This is a genomic window from Oceanicaulis sp. (assembly GCF_965284345.1).
GTDB lineage: Bacteria > Pseudomonadota > Alphaproteobacteria > Caulobacterales > Maricaulaceae > Oceanicaulis > Oceanicaulis alexandrii_A.
This window is the reverse complement of record NZ_OZ260073.1, coordinates 448571-468545: the sequence shown is the minus strand read 5'-3', so window position 1 is coordinate 468545 and position 19975 is coordinate 448571. Positions and strand designations below refer to the sequence as shown.

General features: G+C 63.4%; 14 protein-coding genes. 12 read left to right on the top strand and 2 right to left on the bottom strand.

The features are described from left to right. Positions 1-5 precede the first annotated feature (5 nt). From flhB to ACQ66J_RS02360, 8 genes are all read left to right on the top strand, one after another. Positions 6-1082 carry a flagellar biosynthesis protein FlhB gene (gene flhB, locus ACQ66J_RS02395; RefSeq protein WP_430430349.1) on the top strand — a complete coding sequence of 359 codons (1077 nt, stop codon included), beginning with the start codon at positions 6-8 and terminating at the stop codon, positions 1080-1082. Between the two features lie 135 nt (positions 1083-1217). Further along, the gene (locus ACQ66J_RS02390) at positions 1218-3815 is read left to right on the top strand and encodes an ATP-binding protein (protein WP_430430348.1); all 2598 of its coding nucleotides are present in this window, start codon (positions 1218-1220) and stop codon (positions 3813-3815) included. A gap of 145 nt (positions 3816-3960) precedes the next feature. Then, positions 3961-5043, top strand: coding sequence for a recombinase RecA (gene recA / locus ACQ66J_RS02385; protein ID WP_430430347.1), 1083 nt, complete (start codon positions 3961-3963; stop codon positions 5041-5043). Positions 5044-5216: 173 nt separating this feature from the next. Further along, the gene (gene alaS / locus ACQ66J_RS02380; RefSeq protein ID WP_430430346.1) at positions 5217-7871 is read left to right on the top strand and encodes an alanine--tRNA ligase; all 2655 of its coding nucleotides are present in this window, start codon (positions 5217-5219) and stop codon (positions 7869-7871) included. After that, a complete protein-coding gene (locus tag ACQ66J_RS02375) occupies positions 7871-8311 on the top strand; it encodes a YybH family protein (protein ID WP_430430345.1) in 441 nt (146 codons plus the stop codon). Before alaS ends, ACQ66J_RS02375 begins: the two co-directional genes overlap by 1 nt. A gap of 66 nt (positions 8312-8377) precedes the next feature. Continuing rightward, a complete protein-coding gene (locus tag ACQ66J_RS02370) occupies positions 8378-9304 on the top strand; it encodes a hypothetical protein (protein ID WP_430430344.1) in 927 nt (308 codons plus the stop codon). Continuing rightward, positions 9301-10224: an RNA polymerase sigma factor SigJ gene (sigJ, locus tag ACQ66J_RS02365; protein ID WP_430430343.1), complete on the top strand. Its 924-nt coding sequence runs from the start codon at positions 9301-9303 to the stop codon at positions 10222-10224. Before ACQ66J_RS02370 ends, sigJ begins: the two co-directional genes overlap by 4 nt. 62 nt (positions 10225-10286) lie before the next feature. Continuing rightward, positions 10287-12020, top strand: coding sequence for a cation:proton antiporter (locus tag ACQ66J_RS02360; RefSeq protein WP_375548670.1), 1734 nt, complete (start codon positions 10287-10289; stop codon positions 12018-12020). Here the strand turns inward: ACQ66J_RS02360 and ACQ66J_RS02355 are convergent. Both ACQ66J_RS02355 and ACQ66J_RS02350 read right to left on the bottom strand, forming a co-directional pair. After that, entirely contained in the window at positions 12017-13108 is a 1092-nt protein-coding gene (locus ACQ66J_RS02355; RefSeq protein WP_430430342.1) for an alpha/beta hydrolase family protein, read from the bottom strand. The two genes, ACQ66J_RS02360 and ACQ66J_RS02355, sit on opposite strands and share 4 nt — an antisense overlap. Positions 13109-13256: 148 nt before the next feature. Further along, positions 13257-14480 (bottom strand): NADP-dependent isocitrate dehydrogenase, encoded by a 1224-nt coding sequence (locus ACQ66J_RS02350; protein ID WP_430430341.1) that lies wholly within the window; start codon positions 14478-14480, stop codon positions 13257-13259. A gap of 128 nt (positions 14481-14608) precedes the next feature. On the opposite strand from ACQ66J_RS02350, the gene ACQ66J_RS02345 reads away from it, so the two are divergent. From ACQ66J_RS02345 to ACQ66J_RS02330, 4 genes are all read left to right on the top strand, one after another. After that, positions 14609-15373 carry an RNA methyltransferase gene (locus ACQ66J_RS02345; RefSeq protein ID WP_430430340.1) on the top strand — a complete coding sequence of 255 codons (765 nt, stop codon included), beginning with the start codon at positions 14609-14611 and terminating at the stop codon, positions 15371-15373. A 145-nt stretch (positions 15374-15518) separates the two neighbouring features. After that, a complete protein-coding gene (locus ACQ66J_RS02340) occupies positions 15519-17612 on the top strand; it encodes a methyl-accepting chemotaxis protein (RefSeq protein ID WP_430430339.1) in 2094 nt (697 codons plus the stop codon). 144 nt (positions 17613-17756) lie between these two features. Further along, a complete protein-coding gene (locus ACQ66J_RS02335; RefSeq protein ID WP_430430338.1) occupies positions 17757-18437 on the top strand; it encodes a hypothetical protein in 681 nt (226 codons plus the stop codon). A gap of 14 nt (positions 18438-18451) precedes the next feature. Beyond that, positions 18452-19954 (top strand): hypothetical protein, encoded by a 1503-nt coding sequence (locus tag ACQ66J_RS02330; protein ID WP_430430337.1) that lies wholly within the window; start codon positions 18452-18454, stop codon positions 19952-19954. Positions 19955-19975: the final 21 nt, after the last annotated feature.

Sequence of the window (19975 nt, the reverse complement as noted above, 5' to 3'; positions counted from 1 at the left end):
GCGGTATGGCGGAAGGCGAAGACAAGTCAGAAAAGACAGAAGAGCCGACAGACCGAAAACTCCGGCAGGCGCGCGAGGAAGGCGATGTTCCCAAATCCCAGGAGGTGTCGGGCTGGTTCACCCTGACCGCGGGGCTGGCCATGCTGGCTTTTTTGGCGCCGGGCATGTCACGCAGCCTGGCGGAGATGTTGCAGGTGTTTCTCGCGCAGCCCCATGAGCTGGCGGTGGACCCCACCGGCGCGGTGACTTTGGCGGCGGCGACCGCCTTGCGTCTGGTGGTGGTGACAGGCCTGGCCTTCGCCATGCTTCTGGTTGCGGCGATTTTCGGCAATCTGGTCCAGACCGGCGTGATGTTCACGCCCAAGAAGATCGCGCCCAAGCTCGACAAGCTCGACCCGATCAAGGGTCTGACCCGCATGTTCGGACCCGAAGGCTGGATGAACTTTTTCAAGGGCGTCGCCAAGATGACGGTGGTCGGGCTCGCCATCGCCCTGGCGCTCTGGCCGCGGCGCAACGAGCTGGCGGTGATGCCGGGCGTGGCGCCCATCGGCATCTTGCAAGAGGTCTATACCGCCGCCATCCAGCTGATGATCGCCGCCCTGATCGCCTACACCGCCATCGCCGTGCTCGATTTCCTGTTTCAGCGCAAACAGTACATCGATCGCAACAAGATGAGCCGCAAGGAGATCCGCGATGAGATGAAGGACACCGAAGGCGATCCGATGGTGCGGGCGAAACTGCGCCAGATCCGTCAGGAGCGCGCCCAGCGGCGCATGATGTCGCGGGTGCCGGACGCCGCTGTGGTGATCACCAACCCGACCCACTACGCCGTGGCGCTGGAATATGAGCAAGGCCGCACGCCCGCGCCCATCTGTGTGGCCAAGGGCGCCGACGATGTCGCCCTGCGCATTCGCGAACTGGCCAAGGAACACAACATCCCCATCGTCGAGGATCCGCCTTTGGCGCGGGGATTGTTCGCCAGCGTGGAGCTGGAGGAAGTGATCCCGCCCGAGCATTTCACAGCGGTGGCCAAGGTGATCGGCTATGTGCTGACGCTGGCGGGCAAGGCGCCGAAGTTCTGATCTGGGCGCCGAAAACACGATTTCGTACCGTCTCGCTGAAATATGGTTAACTTTAACCTGTGAGACTGCGTGTTCGAATCATGGATCCGCCGGTGCGTCATTTGGCGTGTCGGCCTGCACCAACCGGAGCCTGTCATGCCAGACCTCCCGCTTTCCGCCCGACGCGCCGACACTGTGGCTGCGCCCGTTGCTGATCCGGCGTCTGCACCGGCTGCAAAGCCGGCGGCGGGCGAGGGGTCGCTGACCCGGCCCCTGACCCGGCTGATCTTCTGGGTGGCGAGCCTGGGCGCGCTGGCCGCTGCGGCTGTGGCGATTTTTGCGGGTGCAGGCGCGGGCTGGAACGGCGTTATCTTGTTGTCGGGCATCGCCTCGGTCGCGCTGCTCTTGATGTATGCGCTGGCGGCTGGGGAAACCGCGGGGCGCTCCTTGCTTGAAGGCGGCGAGCGCAAGCGCGCGGGCGGCGCGGCGGCCACCGCCATGGGGCTCTGGCCTGACCCTGTGCTTATCACGGATGCGCAGGGCCGGGTGGCTTGGGCGAATCCGGCCTATGTCAAACTTGCGGACACGCTGATCGGGGCGAAGAGCGCTGGGACGCCCGCAGCTCCCGAGCGCCTGTTCAGCGGCGCCGGCGCGGGGGCGGTCTATCGTCTCAACCGGGCTGCGAGCGCGGGTGAGACGGCCCACGAAATTGTCGGCCGCATCCCTTTGGGCGGCGGCGAAAGCGTGGTCTACAGCGCCGATATCTCGGCCCTGGAAGATGGCGCGACCTTGTGGCGTTTCTCCGAGCTGCGCGATGACGGCTCGCTGGACGCAGACATGGCGCCGGACTGGACCGATCATGCGCCGGTCGGCCTGTTCGCCGCTGACGCCGAGGGCCGGGTGCTGGCCGCCAACGCCACCTTGCGTAGCTGGGTCGGGGTCGGCGAAGACACTGCGCTGAAATTACAAGACATCACCACAGGCGACACCGCCGACGCCTTCGCCCAGTCGCGGGGCGCGGACGGGGTGATCCGGCTCGACGCACGTCTCAAACGGATGGATGGCGAGGAAAGCCCGGTGGTGATCTGCGTCAGCTGGAGCGATGAGCGCCCGTCCAAGGCGCGCGCCGTGGTCTATGAGCTGTCCGCCACTGGCGCGCCTCCGGGCGTGGCGGCGGCTGAGCCGGGAGACGCGTCTTTGGTCGCCAGCTCCCTGGCAGGCGGCTCGTTTGATGAAATGTTCGCCACCGCCCCGTTTGGCGTGGCGCGTCTGGACGACGCCGATCCGGCGGTCGCCGTGATCGAAGACGCCAACCCCGCCTTGCTCAAACTGTCGGGCGGCGGCGCGGTGCCGGGCGCGAAGTTTGAAGACCTGTTTGATTTCGGCGATGACGGCCGCATCGACAATGTGCTGGCGTCGGCGCTGGCCGGGCGCGGCGAGCCCAGCGAAGTGCGCCTGAAGGCGGGCGAGGACGGCGAGCGCGCGGTGCAGGTTTTCCTGTCGCCGTCACGCGATGGCAAGCGCGTCGCCTATGTGGTGGACGTGTCGTCGTGGAAAGCGCTGGAGCAACAGGTCGCCCAGGCCGGCAAGATGCAGGCGGTCGGCCAGCTCGCCAGCGGCGTGGCCCATGATTTCAACAATATGCTCACCGCGATCCGGCTGAATGTGGGCGAGCTCCTGAACCGGCACCCGGTGGGCGATCCGTCCTATCAGGATTTGCAGCAGATCAACTCCACCGTCACCCGCCAGGCCGGGCTGGTGCGCAAGCTTCTGGCGTTCTCACGCAAGCAGACTTTCCGCAACACCGTCTTTGACGTCTCTGACGTCTTGTCGGATTGCTCGATCATGCTGGGTCAGATCCTGGAAGAGACGGTTCGGCTCGACATCAAGCATGGCCGCGATCTGCCGCTGGTGCGCGCAGACCGCAACCAGATCGACAATATTCTGGTGAACCTCGCCACCAACGCCCGCGACGCGATGAAATCGCAAGGCGGCGGGGTTCTGACCATCGTCACCGAGGCGGTCACAGCCGAAGACGTCGCGCGCGCAGGCGCGCCCAATCCCAAGGATGGCGACTGGGCCGCGATCCATGTGTCCGACACGGGCACGGGCATGGACGAGGCGACGCTGAAGAAGATCTTCGAGCCGTTTTTCACCACCAAGGAGGCCGGACAGGGCACCGGGCTGGGCCTGGCGACGGTTTATGGCGTGGTCAAGCAATCGGGCGGTTTCCTGTTTGTGGATTCTGAAGTGGGCAAGGGCACGACCTTCCACATCTATCTGCCCGGCCATGTGCCGAGCGAGGAAGAGGAAACCGAGCTCGCCCGCGAGGAAGCGGCCAAGACCGCCGAGCCTGAACCCTCTGATCTCGCCGGGCGCGGACGCATCCTGTTTGTGGAGGATGAAGACGCGGTGCGCGCCATCGCCGCCAAGACGCTGGTGCGCCGCGGCTATGACGTGGTTGAAGCGTGCGACGGCGAAGAGGCGCTCGAGATTCTGGAGAATGAGCCGGAGAGCTTTGATCTTCTGATTTCAGACGTGGTCATGCCCGGGCTCGACGGCCCTGGCTTGCTCAAGGAGGCGCGGCATCTTCTGGGCAGCGCGCGAATCGTCTTCATTTCCGGCTACGCCAAGGAAGAATTCTCCGACACCCTGTCTGATGATCTCGAGATTTCCTTCCTGCCCAAACCCTTCGACATCCAGCAGCTGGCTGAACGGGTGAAGCAGGAGCTGGCGGCGCGCCAACGCGCCTAGTCTTCAGGCTAAGCGGCTGATTGCGCTCAGCTGTCGCGAGGGCGGCGCACGCGCTAAATGTTCCGCTTGTGTTCCGGGAACAAAATAAGTACGGTCACCTTCATTGCTCGACTCGGTCGGGCGTGAAATAAGGAGGGCCGACCTGATGGCACAGTCAAATCTGCGCGTGGTGAAAGACGGCGACATGGATAAACAAAAAGCGCTTGAAGCGGCCCTGACTCAAATTGATCGCGCCTTCGGCAAAGGCTCGGTGATGAAGCTGGGCTCCAAGCCGGACCAAGACATTCAGGCGATTTCCACCGGCTCTCTGGGCCTGGATATCGCATTGGGCGTGGGCGGCCTGCCCAAGGGCCGGATCGTGGAGATCTACGGCCCGGAAAGCTCGGGTAAAACCACGCTGGCGCTGCACACGGTCGCCGAAGCGCAGAAAGCGGGCGGCGTTGCGGCGTTCGTGGACGCCGAGCACGCGCTGGATCCGGTCTATGCGCGCAAGCTGGGCGTGGATGTGGGCGAGCTTCTGGTCTCCCAGCCTGACACCGGCGAACAGGCGCTTGAAATCGCCGATACGCTGGTGCGCTCGGGCGCCATCGACGTTCTGGTGATCGACTCCGTGGCGGCTTTGACCCCGCGAGCCGAGCTTGAAGGCGATATGGGCGACTCGCTGCCCGGCCTGCAGGCCCGTCTGATGAGCCAGGCGCTGCGCAAGCTCACCGGCTCCATCTCCAAATCAAAATGCCTGGTGATTTTCATCAACCAGATCCGCATGAAGATCGGCGTGATGTTCGGCAGCCCTGAAACCACGACCGGCGGCAATGCGCTGAAATTCTACTCCACCGTGCGCCTGGACATCCGCCGCATCGGCGCGCTGAAAAACCGCGACGAAGTGATCGGCAACCAGACCCGCGTCAAAGTGGTCAAGAACAAGGTGGCGCCGCCCTTCCGCGAGGTGGAGTTCGACATCTTGTATGGCGAAGGCATTTCCAAGACCGGCGAACTGCTCGATCTGGGCGTGAAGGGCAATATCATCGAAAAATCGGGCTCGTGGTATTCGCACGACTCCGAACGCATCGGGCAGGGGCGCGAGAATGCGCGCCAATTCCTGCTCGACCATCCCGAAATGGCCGACAAGATCGAAGCTCAGGTGCGCAAGAATGCAGGCCTGATCGCGGACGAGCTGCTGGTGGGCCCGGGCGAGGGTGATGATCTGGACGATGAGGCGACGGGCTAGTCTCAGACGGGCCTGACCGCATCCTTCACCGCCAAAACGGTGATGAATCTACAACGGGCGCTTGGCTTTGCCGGGCGCCCGTTCGTATATGGGGGTGAACAGACACCCAAAGGTCGCCGCCAGAGCGGGCGACCCCCCTCTCAACGCCGCGCGCCAGCGCCCGGAGTGCATATATGACAGCCTTGCGCGATATTCGCCGCCAGTTTCTCGATTTCTTTGGCAAAGAAGGCCATGAGATCGTTCAGTCCGCGCCGCTCGTGCCGCAGGACGACCCGACCTTGCTGTTTGTGAACGCCGGGATGGTGCCGTTCAAGAACGTCTTCACCGGTGCGGAACGCCGCGACTATTCGCGCGCCACAAGCTCGCAGAAATGCGTGCGCGCCGGCGGCAAGCACAATGACCTTGATAATGTGGGCTATACGGCGCGCCACCATACGTTCTTTGAAATGCTGGGAAACTTTTCCTTCGGCGACTATTTCAAGGAACAGGCGATCGAGTTCGCCTGGACTATGGTGACCCGCGAATTCGCCCTGCCCAAGGACAAGCTCCTGGTCACGGTCTATTCAGAAGATGAAGAAGCGGCGGCGCTCTGGCGCAAGATTGCGGGCCTGCCTGACGAGAAGATCATCCGCATCTCCACCTCGGACAATTTCTGGTCCATGGGCGACACCGGTCCCTGTGGTCCGTGTTCGGAAATCTTCTTTGATCACGGCCCGGACATCTGGGGCGGCCCTCCAGGCACGCCGGAGGAGGATGGCGATCGCTTTATCGAGATCTGGAACCTGGTGTTCATGCAGTATGAACAGCAGCCAGGCGGTGAGCGCATCAACCTGCCCAAGCCCTCCATCGATACCGGCATGGGGCTTGAGCGTATCGCAGCGGTGTTGCAGGGCGTTCACAACAATTACGATGTGGACTTGTTCAAAACCCTGATCAGCGCCTCTGAAGAGGCGCTCAAGGTGAAGGCCGAGGGCGATGCGCTGGCGAGCCATCGGGTCATCGCCGACCATTTGCGCTCCACCTCCTTCCTGATCGCGGACGGCGTGACGCCGTCCAATGAAGGACGGGGCTATGTGCTGCGCCGGATCATGCGCCGCGCCATGCGCCATGCGCACCTTCTGGGCGCCAATGAGCCGGTTCTGTTCGGTCTGGCGAAAACCCTGTCAGACGAGATGGGCGAGGCCTTCCCCGAGCTGCCGCGCGCCTTGCCGGCGATCGAGGAGACTTTGCGCGGCGAGGAAGAACGCTTCCAGCGCACGCTGGGCCGCGGCCTGACGCTTCTGGAAGAGGCGACCGCCGACCTTAAAGAAGGCGACGCTTTGCCGGGCGAAACCGCGTTCAAGCTTTATGACACGTACGGCTTCCCGCTGGACCTGACCGAAGACGCGCTGCGCACGCGCGGGCTGAGCGTGGACCAGGCCGGGTTTGACGCCGCCATGGAGCGCCAGCGCTCTGACGCCCGCGCCAGCTGGAGCGGGTCGGGCCAGGCCGCGCCCGAAGCGCTGTGGTTCGCGGTTCGCGACCGCCTCGGCGCGACTGAGTTCACCGGCTATCAAAGCCATGACGGCCAATCCGAGCTCACCGCGATCGTGGCGGACGGGGCGGAGCAGTCTGACCTTAAAGAAGGCGCAGGCGCCGAGCTGATCTTCAAATCCACGCCCTTCTATGCCGAAGGCGGCGGTCAGATCGGCGATGCGGGCGTCATCAATTTCGACACTGGCGCCGTGTTCACTGTCACCGATGTGCAAAAACGCGCGGGCGAGATCTACGCCCATATCGGCGTTCTGGAGCGCGGGGCGATCAAGCTCGGCGACTCAGCAGCCCAGAAGGTGGACGCCGAGCGCCGCACCAAGGTGCGCGCCAATCACTCCGCCACCCACCTGTTGCACGCCGCGTTGCGCGATGTGCTGGGGCCGCACGTGACCCAGAAGGGCTCTTATGTGGGGCCGGACCGGCTGCGGTTTGACTTCTCCCACGCCAAGGCGCTGTCCGAAGACGAAACCCAGGCCATCGAAGCGCAGGTCAACGCCGTGATCCGTCAGAACGCCGACGCGAAGATCGCCGAGATGACGCCGGACAAGGCGATTGAGGCAGGGGCGCTGGCCTTGTTCGGCGAGAAGTATGGCGAAACCGTTCGCGTGCTGGCCATGGGCGAGTCTCTCAAAGACGACGACAAAGCTTATTCGGTCGAGCTGTGCGGCGGCATCCATGTGGACCGCACCGGCGATATCGCCCTGTTCAAGATCGTGGGCGAAAGCTCGGTCAGCTCCGGCGTGCGCCGTCTGGAAGCCCTGACCGGCGAAGCCGCCCGCCAATGGCTGGAGACCGAAGCCAACAAGGCCAAGACCGCGGCCTTGTCGCTGAAAGTGCCCACCCATGAGCTGGTGGACCGGGTCGCCGCCTTGCAGGCTGAACGCAAGACGCTGGAGCGTCAGCTGGCGGAAGCCAAGAAGCAGCTCGCCATGGGCGGGGGCGGCGCTGCAGCGCCGGCCGGGCCTGAAGAAGTGGGCGGCGTGAAGCTGATCGCCCGCGTGGTCGAGGGCGTCGGCGGCAAGGATTTGCGCGGTCTCGTGGATGAAGCGCGCAAGCAGATGGGCTCGGGCGTCGCGGCGTTTGTGGGCGTCAATGAGGGCAAGGCGGCGCTCGCCGTGGGCCTGACCGATGATCTGGTGGGCGCGATGAGCGCGGTGGATCTGGTGCGCGCCGCCGTGGGCGCCGTGGGCGGCAAGGGCGGCGGCGGCCGTCCCGATTTCGCCCAAGCCGGCGGCCCTGACGGGTCGAAAGCCGAGGACGCGATCGCCGCGATCCGCACCGCGCTGGCGGGCTGATGGTCAAGCGAGCCAAACCCGGCGCCGATGTGCAGATGACCGGCGACAAGGCGGCGGCGAAACAAATCGCCGCCGCCCGCGCCGCGTTCAACGCGGCCTTGTCGAAACGTGATTATGACGGCATCGAGCAGGCGCTGTGCGAAGACTGCACGCTCGTGCCCGGTGATGACGCCGAACTGATGGCGGGGCGGGACGCCCAGCTAGACGCCTGGCGGTCCATCATCGGCCAGGCGCCCGATGTCAGCTATGTGCGTACGCCCATGCGCATTGATGTGGGCGAGGATGGCCTGCTGGCGGCGGAGACTGGACGCTGGAAAGGCCAATGGTCCGCTCATGGGGTGGAGGTGCGCTATTCAGGCCGCTACTTCGCAAAATGGCGTCTGGACGGGAATGACTGGCGCATCGCGTCAGAAGTGTTCGTGACCTTGAAGCGCGGATAAAAATCAGCCCGGCCGTCACACCGTGCCTTCCTCATTCGTCAGGTCTTCCAGCAAAGGGAGACTGACATGTTTGCAAGACTGACTGTATACGCCTGCGCCCTGATCCTGATCGCGACGGGGGCCGCCATGCTGTTAAACGGTCCGCTCTGGTATGAGCGCACCCCCGGCGTGACGATGACCGGGCCGTATAACCCTCATTTCGTTTTGGATATCGGCTTCGCCTTTCTGACTTCCGGCGCCGTGCTCGGCATCGGGGCCTGGATGGGAGCGCGGCCTTTAATGATCGCAGGCATGAGCTGGCCCGCGCTTCATGCAGGGCTGCATATGGTGGGACTTGTCACCATGGGGCCTGCCAGCGCGGCGGCTTTGTGGACCGAAGTGTTCGGCGTGATCGCGCCTGTGTTCGCCGCAGGGATCGCCTTGGCTTACGTCCCTGTGCTCAGTCCCGGATTTGGCGGGCGAAACCTGCAACACCGGCTGACGGAGCACTTTGAACGCCACTGGTCTTATGACGCCAGCTATCTGCACGAGATCATTGAAATGGCGCCTGATACAATGGTGCGCTTCCAGACATTTCAGGGGCTTGCGGCTTATCAGGGAGCCGCGCCGCCTCTTCTGATCGCGGGAGCGACTTTGGGCGCGATGCTGGAAGAGGATTGCGGCCCTTGCGCCCAGCTGACGGTGGACATGCTGCTGGCGCGCGGCGTCAGCCCTTCTGTGGTGCGCGCTCTTATCGAGGGAAGTTGGGATCAGGTGGACGAAGCTGCAGCGCTCGGCTTTCGCTTCGCCCAGGCCTTGATGAGACGGGATGAAACGGTGCAATCCTTGCGCGACACGATCCAGCGCCAGTATGGACAGAGCGCGGCCCTAGCGGTCGCCTATGCCGTCATGGTGGCGCGCAGTTATCCTCTGCTCAAGCGGGCGCTGGGACACGATCAGGCCTGTTTGCAGCTTCAGGTGTACGGACACGCTCAGATGGTGCGGCAGTCATGACCCAGGCCTCGCTCACCACCCAGTTCGAAGCTGAGCGCCCCGCGCTGATGGCGCTGGCCTATCGCATGCTGGGCGAACGGGCGCTCGCGGAAGATGTGGTGCAGGACGCCTGGCTGCGCTGGCGGGAAGTCCGGATTGAAGCGCTCGATGCGCCCGCCGCCTGGCTGCGCACGGTGACGACCCGGCTCGCCATCGACGCCTTGCGGCGGGCGCGCTCGCGCCGTGAGGCCTATATCGGCCCCTGGTTGCCAGAACCCTTGCTGGAAGACCCGGCCAGCGACTTCACCGCAAGACTGGAGACGGTCCAGCAGGCCGAGCTTGCGCTGGTTTGGGTGATGGAATGTCTGACCCCGGATGAACGCGCCGCCTTTATCCTTCGGGAGACGTTTGATGAGCCCTATGAGGCGATCGCGTCCGTGCTGGACAAAAGCGAGGCGGCCTGTCGCAAGCTGGTCAGCCGGGCCAGGGCGAAAACCGGGGCGGCGCCCATGCAGCTCGGCGCCTCCCGTGAGGTGGTGATGGGGTTGCTCGAGCGCTTGATGCAGGCGAGCGCTGCAGGAGACCTCCAAGCCATCCGCGACGTGCTGGCCGAGGATGTGGTGACAATCTCTGACGGCGGGGGCAAGGCGCGCGCCGCGTTGCGGCCGCTCTATGGCGCGGATGAAAGCGCGCAGGTCTTGCACGCCGTGGTCACACGAAAACAGGGGGGCGCCGCTCCGGTCCTGGTGTGTGTGAACGGCGCGCCGGGCATCGCCATACTGGACGGCGGCAGTTTTGATCACGTCACCACGCTGGCGCCGTCGCGCAGCGATCCGTCGCGGATCGGTTGGCTGTACACCATGCGGAACCCGGACAAGCTATGGAGAGCGGATCGGGATTTAGGCGGTTTCGCCGCACCGTTTTGTGCGCCACGTTCATAAACCGTCTGGACTTTCCCGTTTAAGGTTAACCTGAGATCCATTCAGGCGAGCGGGGATGAGTGATGGAACACGGGCATGGTTATGAAATCTGGTTGAAGGATGCGGTGGTTTTTCTGATCGCCGCCGGCGTCGTGGTGCCGCTCTTTCGCCTGTTCAAGCTCAGTTCCGTGCTCGGCTTTCTGATCGCCGGACTGGCGCTGGGCCCGTTCGCCCTTGGCGGTCTCGCCGAGCGTTTTGCGGTGCTTGAATGGGTGACGATTTCAGAACCCGAAGCCGCCAAACCCTTCGCCGAGCTGGGCGTCTTGTTCCTGTTATTCTTGCTGGGGCTGGAATTGTCCTTCCAGCGCCTCTGGCAATTGCGACGCGCCGTGTTTGGCGCAGGCGGGCTGCAGGCGTTCGGCAGCGCGGCTGTGCTGGGCGTCGCCAGCTTCGTGATCGGCCAGACCGCTCCGACCGCCCTTGTGATCGGGTTGGCGCTGGCGCTCTCCTCCACCGCCATCGTGATGCAGATCATGGCTGAAGAGCGCCGCACCGCCGCGCCCGTGGGCCGCGCCTCGCTGTCGGTCTTGTTGATGCAGGACATTCTGGTCGCGCCCATCTTGATTCTCGTGGGCTTTCTCACGCGTGATTCCGGCGCTGATATTGGCGCCGCTCTATTGAGCGCTCTGTTTCAGGGCGTGCTGGCGCTGGCGTGGATCTTGTTGCTGGGCCGTCTGGTGTTGCGCCCGGTGTTTCGTCTTGTGGCGAAAGCGGGTGGGCGCGATCTGCTGATGGCGCTGACGCTGGCGGTGGTGGTGGGCGCGTCCATGCTCACGGCGGGCGCAGGTCTGTCCCTGGCGCTAGGCGCGTTTCTGGCCGGGTTGATGCTGGGGGAGACTGAATTCAAGCATCAGGCCGAGATCGACCTTGAGCCGTTCAAGGGCCTGCTTCTGGGCGTGTTCTTCATGACGGTGGGCATGGGCCTTGATCTGGGCGCCGTGTGGGCGAATGTCGGGCTGGTGCTGGCGGGCCTCGTGGGCATGCTGATCGTAAAAGGTCTGCTGGTCTATCTGGCGTGCCGCCTGTTCGCCGGGGATCATCGCCTGTCGCTGGAGGCGGCCTTTTTGCTGGCGCCTGCGGGCGAGTTCGCCTTTGTCATTCTCGCCACCGCCAATGCCGGCGATGTCATCCCGCCAGAAACCGCCACCATGGTCGCGGCCATCGCCGGGCTCTCCATGCTCCTGACGCCCGCCCTGGCCGCGATTGGCCGCAAGCTGGCGACCAAGACGGAGGAAGGCGGCGGACAAGCAGAGCTGCCTTCGGACCTGGTTGAGCTCGAAGGCCATGTGATCATCGCCGGGTTCGGCCGTGTGGGGCGCACCATGGCGCGGGTGCTGGAGACCGAGAACGTCTCCATGATCGCGCTGGATATGAACGCAGAAAAAGTCGCCAAAGGCCGCGAAGAAGGCTGGCCGGTGTTTTATGGCGATGCGGGCCGGGCGGAATTTCTGGAGCGGGCGGGCGCCGCGCGCGCGGACATGTTCGTGGTCACCGTGGATGACGCCGGCAAGGCGTCTGACATGGTCCGGGCGGCGCGCAATCTTCGCCCTGACGCCCTGATCATCGCGCGCGGACGCGATCGCCGCCATGCGGTGGAACTGGCCGCCGCGGGCGCAAGTCACGTGACGCTGGAGACCGCGGAAGCCGCGTTGCAGCTGGCCGGCCGGGCGCTGGAAGATCTGGGATTGTCCGCCGACATCGTCCGCGACCGTCTGGCGGCGGAACGCGAGGATGTCTACGCGTCTGATGCTGTCTAGCGCCGGTCGAGAGCGGTGTTGAAATGGTCGAGGGCGAGGCGTGACGCCTGCGCGTGGATGGTGCTGCGATCGACTCCTGCCTCTTCCCGGCACAGGGCGGGGAGAGTGTGCAGGCCCGCAGGGCCGCAGACCCCCAGAAAGGTGTAGTGACCCACACCGCCTTCAATCAAGGTCAGCCGGGCATCGGGGCTTCTGGCCGCAATGAAAGCAGCGTTCGTCGATGCGGGGGCGACCGTATCGGCATCGCCTGTGATGAGCGCAATGGGCGCATCTAGATTGGCCAGGTCATGCTCTTGAAAGGCTGCGCCGAGCGCTGGCGCAATCAAGAAGACGGCCTGGATACGGGGATCGCCCTGAAAGTCTGTCAGACGTTCCCGGGAGGCACGCACATACGGGTCATCCTGCAAGCGATCTCCCGCGCCTGATTGATCGGGGTTCTCAAGCTGCGGGCCACACGTCGCGTCTCGCTGCTCTGAGGCGCAAAACTCATCATAAGCGTTGAAATCGGGGCGTCCCCCGGCCGCAACCAGCGCGCTGAACCCGCCGATTGAGAAGCCGCCGACACCGATCCGCTCACGGTCAAGGGCCGGGCCGAATACCGGATCGTCAAGCATGAAATCGATGAGAAGCGACAGATCCAGTGCGCGTTCCCAAGGGGTGGCGAAAGCCTGTTCCAACAGCGCCGGTTCAACAGCCGTATTCCCGTGATGATTCAGCGCAGCAACGACATATCCTTCTGCTGCCAGGGCTTGCGCAAGCCACATCAACTGCATGGCCGAGCCGCCATTGCCGTGTGACAGGACAATCAGGGGGTAGGCGCCGGGGGACAGATGGGCGCCGGGAACAGCCTGACCGAAGATGAAAATCTCAGATCCTTCATCGCCTTGAGCGATGGTGCGGGGCTCGACAGAGTCCCGCGTCGGATACCAGATGCGCGCATCCAGCGGACGGCCCGTTTCAGCGTTGAAAAGATTGGGGCGCGTGTCATCTATCCAGACCCGCGTTTGCAGGCCCACGAGTGATTGCGCGCCTGCGCTCATCGGGGCCAGACACAGCGCGGCGAGCCCCGCAAGCAACCAACGAACCATCCAACCCTCCCAGACATTGCAGTATTGGGATAACAGAGCAGGGCGATGCTGGCTCATTAAAGCTTGGAAAGTGAAGAGGCTTTCATCGAAACAAAAAAGGCCGGGCAAAACGCCCGGCCTTTGTCGTTCAACGTGTCAGCTTTGGGGCTTACACGGTGTCTTTCATCACTTCGGCGAAGCGCTCGGCCACGGTGTCCAAGAAGCCTTCGGTAGAGAGCCAGCCTTGCTGGTCGCCGACCAGAAGCGCCAAATCCTTGGTCATGTAACCGGCTTCCACGGTGCCGATGATGGTGGCTTCCAGGTCTTCTGCGAACTGCACGACCTGTTCGTTGCCGTCCATCTTGCCGCGATATTTCAGGCCGCGGGTCCAGGCGAAGATCGAAGCGATGGAGTTGGTCGAGGTCTTCTCGCCACGCTGGTGCTGGCGATAGTGACGGGTCACCGTGCCGTGGGCGGCTTCCGCTTCGACGGTTTTGCCATCCGGGGTCATCAGCACGGACGTCATCAGGCCCAGCGACCCAAAGCCCTGCGCCACGGTGTCGGACTGCACGTCGCCGTCATAGTTCTTGCACGCCCAGACGAAACCGCCGGACCATTTCATGGCCGCAGCGACCATGTCGTCGATCAGACGGTGCTCATAAGTGATGCCCTTGGCGTCGAAATCCGCCTTGAACTCAGACTCAAAGACCGCCTGGAAGATGTCTTTGAAGCGACCGTCATAGGCTTTCATGATGGTGTTCTTGGTGGACAGATACACCGGCCAGCCGCGATCGAGGCCATAGCGCAGCGAGGCGCGGGCGAAATCCTTGATGGATTCATCAAGGTTATACATGCCCATGGCGACGCCGGAGCTCGGGAAATCGAACACTTCATGGGTGATCGGCTCGCCGCCGTCAGCCGGCGTATAGGTCAGGGTCAGCTTGCCCGGGCCCGGCACCAGCATGTCGGTGGCCTTGTACTGGTCGCCAAAGGCGTGACGGCCGATGACGATCGGCTTGGTCCAGCCCGGCACCAGCCGCGGCACGTTCTTGATCACGATCGGCTCACGGAACACCACGCCGCCCAGAATGTTGCGGATGGTGCCGTTGGGCGAGCGCCACATTTTCTTCAGGCCGAACTCTTCCACGCGCGCTTCATCAGGCGTGATAGTGGCGCATTTCACGCCGACGCCGTAATGCTTGATGGCTTCGGCGGATTCAACCGTGATCTGGTCATCGGTCTCGTCGCGTTTCTCGATCGAGAGGTCGTAATATTTCAGGTCAATGTCCAGATAGGGCAGGATCAGCTTTTCCTTGATCAGCGCCCAGATGATGCGGGTCATCTCGTCGCCGTCGAGTTCGACGACCGGATTGTCGACTTTGATCTTGGCCATGAAGCGTATCTTCCGTGTTCTGTGGGCAGAGGTGTCGCACAAGCAAAATGCGACATGCCGCGTCGAGGGGTGGACGAATGTGTGGCGGGTGTCTAGCACCGCACCGCTGTAAGAGAAAGAGGGTGCCCGTGACTCAGTCAGACCCGACCTTGGTCGAAGCTCAGAACCCTGTCTTCATCCTGGTCGAACCACAAATGGGTGAAAACATCGGCGCGGCCTGTCGGGTAATGGGCAATTTCGCGTTGCCGGAGTTGCGAATCGTCAACCCGCGCGATGGCTGGCCCAACCCCAAGGCCGAGACCATGGCCACCGATTCCCCGGTTCTGAAACAGGCGCAGGTCTTCGCGACTCTGGAAGAAGCGACAGCGGACTGCCAGACGCTCTATGCGACCACGGCGCAGCCGCGCAACATGGTCAAACCTGTGCATACCGCGCGCGGAGCTATGTCAGAGATCCGCGGGCATATTGAAGGTGGCCAACGGGTGGGCGTGTTGTTCGGGGCGGAGAAGTCCGGTCTGCCCAACACGGCGATCACGATCTCGAACGCCATCATCACCTTGCCGGTCGATCGCAAGTTCTCATCGCTGAACCTCTCCATGGCGGTGGGCGTGCTGGCGCATGAATGGCGTGCGGGCGACCCCGCGCCGGGTGACTTCAAACCACTTGAAGACCGCGCCAGCGTGCAAGAGCTGCAGGGTCTCTACACGCATCTCGAGGAGGAGCTGGATCGCGCCGGCTTTTTCTATCCCCCTGAAAAGACCCCGCTGATGATGCAGAACCTGATCAATATTTTTGCGCGCGGAGGGTTAACGCAGCAGGAGGTCCGGACCTTCCGCGGCGTGATCAAGACGCTCGCCATTGGTCGGGGCAAGGCCAGGATCGACCGAGAATAGTCAAACAACCCATAAGGTTGTTGTTATGTTTGCTCATATCCTCTGGGGGGAACGCCTCTAGGGGGAATGCGCGCAGGTGATTTACAATCCTGAGCCGAAAAGGCGCCATTCTGTCAGCTGGTGATGTACTGACAGGGAGAGCGCCGTGCTCAAAAATCTATCGCTAAAAACCCAGCTCTTTGGCGGGTTTGGCATGATCGGCTTGATTGTGCTGGCGCTGGTCGGCGTCGGTTTGTACTCGGCCATCACCAGTCGGGGCAATTTCACTGAATACAGGACGACTGCCCGAACCTCACTGGCGCTGGCTGAGACCCAGGATGGGGTGGCGAGCTTGCGCAATGCGGCGTTTTCCTTCCGTGTCACGCCAAGTGTTGGAAACCAGGGACGTGTTCAAGTCGCCCAGAGCGAGCTTGAGGCGGCTATCACCTCTTCCATTGATCTGATTACCGATCCGGGTATGGCCCAGGACAAGCAGCAGATACGTCAATTAGCGTCAGAGTATGCAGATGCGTTCGACCGCTATTCCCAAACAAGTTTGGCGCTGATGATTGAAGCGGAGCGACTGCGGGCCGCCGGTCGAGACCTGCGCACCGAGATCAGCGATGCGATGGGCATTTCCGAGATGGTCGGCGCCCAGCAAGTTCTTCTGAATCTTGCTGATGCGCGTCAGTCCCTGATGCTGGGCCGCTACTATGGCCGGAGCGCCATTGAGAAGGCCAATGGCGACGACGCAGAGCGAAGCCGCGCGGAATTCACTGAAATGGTCGAACTCATGCGCAGCGTGGCCTCTTCCGCGCCGGATGCCCTGCAGCAACTGGCGACGGACCTGTCTCTGGCCAGCGAGGAGCTGCTCGCAGATTATGATGCGGCGATGACCCGCAGCCTCGAAATCGATTCCATTGCCGTGGAGGAGCTTGATCGCATTGGGCCCGCAATGGCGGAAGTGGTGGACCGGTTGGTTGCAAGCAATGTCGCGTTGCAAGATCGGATTGGTCCGCAAATTGATGCTGCCTTTGAAGGCCAGCGCAACTTCACCATCGTGCTGGGGCTGGCCGGAGCGCTCATTGCTATTGCAGCCGCCGCCATTCTCATGAGCGTGATCCTGAGGAACTTGGGCGCAGTGGTGAACGGCATAGCCCGAGTGCGACAGGGGGAATATGAGTTCGAGGTGGCCGGTGTTGAGCGCAAGGATGAGCTGGGCGATCTGTTCCGAGCGGTGGAGGATCTGCGCACGGGCGAGATCAACCGCATCCGTATGGAAAGCGAAGCTCTGGTCGCCAGCAAAGAGCGTGAAGCGCGTAATCAGGCCACCCATGAGGCCATCGACGTCTTCCGTCACAAGGTCGAAAGCATTCTCAAAATCCTGGGTGAGCGCACCCATGAGATGCGCCACACGGCGGGACGTCTGAATTCACAAGCCACCTTCGCCAACGAACAAGCGAAAACCGCGGACGGTGCGGCGGGGGAAACCGCCAACAGCGTGGAGACTGTGGCGGCCGCGGCGGAAGAGCTGTCGAGCTCGATCCAGGAAATCGCCCGTCTGACTGAAAGCGCCTCGCACAAGGTCAGCGATGCAGGTGAGCGCTCGCAAAGCTCGGTGGACCAGATCGAGGCGCTGGCGGACCGGGTCTCGAGCATCAACGACGTGATCGACCTCATCAACGATATCGCCGAGCAGACCAATCTGCTGGCGCTCAACGCCACGATTGAAGCGGCGCGCGCCGGGGATGCCGGCAAGGGCTTTGCGGTCGTGGCCAGCGAGGTGAAAGATCTGGCTGAACAGACCAGCAAGGCCACTGACACCGTGGCGAGCCTCGTCAAGGACATTCAGAGCTCCATGACGGGCTCGGTGGACTCCATTCGCGGCATCGCCAAGATGAGCGAAGAAATCAATGAAGCCACCGCCTCCATCGCCAGCGCCATTGAAGAGCAGGGCGCCGCGACACGGGAGATCTCGCAAAGCACCACGCGGGCGGCGGAAAGTACGACGACCCTGGCCAAAGGGGTTCGCGATGTGGGTGAAGCCGTGGCTGAAACCGAAAGCGCGGCCGGCATGCTGGAGACTACATCGGACGCCTTCACCAGCCAGTCTGATACGCTGCGCGAGGCCGTCGAGATGTTCTTTGAGGCGATCAAGGAAGGCCCGCTGGATCGGCGTGAAGGTGAGAATCCGGACTATAGCGGACCGGAACGTCGCAAGCGCAGGCAAGGTGAGGCCGAACTTCCCAGCGCAGCCTGATTTTGGGGCAGGACAGACGCCAGGCCGCTCTCCTTTCTGGGAGGGCGGCCTGAGTGTTTCCGCGCGGCGCGCCGCTGCGAACGGTATCCAGACGGATTGATATCCTTTAGTGAATAGAGGTTTGAAGGATCCGCCTGAAGATTCATGGCCCAGACTGAATTTCATCTCCCGCAAGCGCTTCGTGATCTTGTCCGTCGATCCGGCCGCTGGTCGCCGCCGGATTGGATTTTCCTGCCTGCATCGGCTCTGGCGATGGCGGGGCTGATCGTTTTGGGGCTCGGCACACGCCCAGGCGCCGTGGACGCCGTCATCAGCGACACGGAGTTCGTGATGCAGGGCGAGGCGCTGGCCCAGCTCATCCCCGGCCCTGGAACGCGCTTTGAATTGACCATCGGTCCGTCCGGCGAGCCTCTGGCGCGGTTAAGCGCCACAGCGTCCTTTGAAGCGGCGGGCTTGTTGTCGGCGGGCGTCGGCGCAGCTTTGCCCTCCGAATGGGAAGAGAACGCCATCGGCCGCATTGTTCGGCTGGAGGTCGAGGCTCAGGCCCCTCCGGACTCGCGCATCGATCAGATCCGGGTCGGCTATTTCACGGTCGGCTATGGCGATTCAGAACGCACCCTGAAACCGGTGGACGAGTTCTGGAGTACGGTGGGCATCTGCTATCAGGTTGCGCCGACGGCCCAGGCCAACGGCGTGGAATGGCTAGGCATCTGGCCGGGCGATGCAGGCAATGGCGAGGCCGTTCTGGTCCGCTCCATCCGCTTGACCCTTGAGCCGCCAGAGGACGCCATGGCGCAGTGCGAAGCGCGCCTGTCTTCCGCGTAGGCGCTGGGGCGGACATGCAGGCCTGGCGCACCCTTCTTTTCATGATTAATCTGGTTCTGGGACTCGCCCGACGCCGCCTCTTGCTGGGCGTCTTCATGGCGGGGCTGGGCCTTGTACTGTTTCAGCCTGCCTTTGAAGGCCGGGGCGAGGTGGAGCAACTCGCAGCCCTGATCCAGTTCTCGCAAACCGGCGCGATCCGGGTCGCAGAGGGAACGCCGCTCCCGTCTGACATCGCCTCCTATGACGGGCCTTGGCCGGCGTCCTGGCAGAGCGAGGCGCGTCCGGGGTATGCGCGCTGGGCGGCGCTGCGGGTTGCGCCGGATGACGCGGCTCAGGGGCAGCTGTCAGACCCGCTCATTTCACCGGTCGCCGCCGGGCCCAAGCCATTGACGCAAGTCGTGCTGGCGCCGGTTCGCTTGATGGTGTCGGACTGGAGCTGGCAGGCGCAGGTCCAGCTTTACCGATTGATCTTGTGGTCGGTTGCGATGCTGGGTTTCGCTGTCGCGGTCGAAGCCGCCGTTCGGCACGGTCTGGTCAATGAACATGGCGCGGTGATCATGGCGGCCTGGCCTTTCATGTTTCCCCAGTTTTTCGCGCAGATGACGTCTGTGGGCGGCGATGCGTTGGGGCTGAGCTGCGCGGCTTTGTCCTGCGCGGCCTTCATCGCCTTGTCGCGACGCAATGATCTGTCCGCCAGCCTGGCTCTGGGACTGGCATTGGGGCTGGGCGTCTGGGCGAACACGCTGCTGGTGACCTTGTGGATCGGGCTGGCCGGTTATCTGGCATGGCGCAGCTGGCGGCTGCACAAAGCGGCTGCGCTTGACGCGGAATGGCTGGTGCTGCGCGTGTTCGCGCTCAGCCTGGCGCTTCTCATCGGGACGGGATGGCTTGTCTATGCGCTTGTCAGTGCTGACGCCAGCGAGATGACAGCTGTGCTGGGCCCCGGCTTCGCGGAGCGTCTATGGTCCACGCTCGCGACGTTTTCAGCGCATGGCGGCGCTTCCGCCATTCTGCCAGGCCCCGGCTGGCGCTTGCTATCATTAGGACTGCTGGGTGTAGTTCTGGCGCGGTGGGAGCTGAACTGGCGCGTTCTGCCGCCCTTGGCCCAGGCGCCGGCCTTCATCCTCCCTGTCTTCACGCTCAGCGCCTTGTTTCTGGGCCTTCAGGGGTATGCGTCGGGGCTTGGCGACCTTCACATGCTGGCGGCCTATCTGGGGCTCGTGACGGCGCTTTGCAGTCGAAGTTCAGCGCTGGCGATGGCGTTGGTGATGCTGGGCATGGCGGGGGCGTTGGCGCAGGGCCTGTTTCAGGCCTCGGTGTTTTCCGGATGTACGGTCTATGACCCGCAGCTGGGGCGGTATGGCTATGAAGGCGCGCGCTGCGTGCTGGATCTGGACATGCTGGGCGCAATCAGCGCGCCGCGCCTCGCCTTGCAGGCTTTAATGATCGGCGGTTTGAGCGCCGCCAGCGCGGTGTTCACCCTCTGGCGACAGTCCGCTCGACAGCGCGAATATTGACTCAGCCTGCCGCTTTGCTCA

What these genes read in the sequence shown, in the direction of transcription:
- ACQ66J_RS02375 (WP_430430345.1), top strand. Translation starts at nt 7,871, where the DNA reads ATGGTCAAGCGAGCCAAACCCGGCGCCGATGTGCAGATGACCGGCGAC.
- ACQ66J_RS02350 (WP_430430341.1), bottom strand. Translation starts at nt 14,480, where the DNA reads ATGGCCAAGATCAAAGTCGACAATCCGGTCGTCGAACTCGACGGCGAC.
- alaS (WP_430430346.1), top strand. Translation starts at nt 5,217, where the DNA reads ATGACAGCCTTGCGCGATATTCGCCGCCAGTTTCTCGATTTCTTTGGC.
- ACQ66J_RS02335 (WP_430430338.1), top strand. Translation starts at nt 17,757, where the DNA reads ATGGCCCAGACTGAATTTCATCTCCCGCAAGCGCTTCGTGATCTTGTC.
- ACQ66J_RS02390 (WP_430430348.1), top strand. Translation starts at nt 1,218, where the DNA reads ATGCCAGACCTCCCGCTTTCCGCCCGACGCGCCGACACTGTGGCTGCG.
- ACQ66J_RS02360 (WP_375548670.1), top strand. Translation starts at nt 10,287, where the DNA reads ATGGAACACGGGCATGGTTATGAAATCTGGTTGAAGGATGCGGTGGTT.
- ACQ66J_RS02355 (WP_430430342.1), bottom strand. Translation starts at nt 13,108, where the DNA reads ATGGTTCGTTGGTTGCTTGCGGGGCTCGCCGCGCTGTGTCTGGCCCCG.
- recA (WP_430430347.1), top strand. Translation starts at nt 3,961, where the DNA reads ATGGCACAGTCAAATCTGCGCGTGGTGAAAGACGGCGACATGGATAAA.
- ACQ66J_RS02370 (WP_430430344.1), top strand. Translation starts at nt 8,378, where the DNA reads ATGTTTGCAAGACTGACTGTATACGCCTGCGCCCTGATCCTGATCGCG.
- sigJ (WP_430430343.1), top strand. Translation starts at nt 9,301, where the DNA reads ATGACCCAGGCCTCGCTCACCACCCAGTTCGAAGCTGAGCGCCCCGCG.
- ACQ66J_RS02330 (WP_430430337.1), top strand. Translation starts at nt 18,452, where the DNA reads ATGCAGGCCTGGCGCACCCTTCTTTTCATGATTAATCTGGTTCTGGGA.
- flhB (WP_430430349.1), top strand. Translation starts at nt 6, where the DNA reads ATGGCGGAAGGCGAAGACAAGTCAGAAAAGACAGAAGAGCCGACAGAC.